This is a genomic window from Aeromonas sp. PS2Canimalfood6, from assembly GCF_048276795.1.
Classification (GTDB): Bacteria; Pseudomonadota; Gammaproteobacteria; order Enterobacterales; family Aeromonadaceae; genus Aeromonas; species Aeromonas caviae.
The window spans coordinates 1-395 of record NZ_JBLUXC010000172.1; the positions used below are offsets into that span (position 1 = coordinate 1).

A 395-nucleotide genomic window follows, 5' to 3' on the forward strand; every position below is an offset into this window, starting at 1 on the left:
TGGTGTTTTTGCTCATGGGGGGAGCGTATCTAAGGAGCAGGATCAAGCAAGCAGGAAAGTGGGATCAAGAGACGATCGTCTCATTTTTCCTGTGTCAATACTGTTCCGGTGAATACTTACACAATTCACGTCATTTCATAGGAGGCAAAAACATGAATCTGATAATTTCAGCTATTTTGCCACCACCCACTCAAAATCCTCTAGGGCGTCATTTGCTACAAACGTGTAGCCATCATCGCCGAAAATAAATCCCCAAATAGGTGCGGAATGTCGGGTATAAACGGGTTCACCTACCACTTCGGCATCCAGTTGCAGCAGCATCAAGCTGGCGGTAAAACAGCTCAACTCAGCTTGGGCATCCGCCTCACAAGCAAAGCGTCGGGCACACAATTTGG

The 395-nt window shown here is 47.3% G+C and carries 1 protein-coding gene; it reads right to left on the reverse strand.

The features are described 5' to 3' along the window. Positions 1 to 171 precede the first annotated feature (171 nt). A partial coding sequence (locus ACNPAA_RS21110) for a hypothetical protein (protein ID WP_417892004.1) occupies positions 172 to 395 on the reverse strand: 224 nt, incomplete at its 5' end.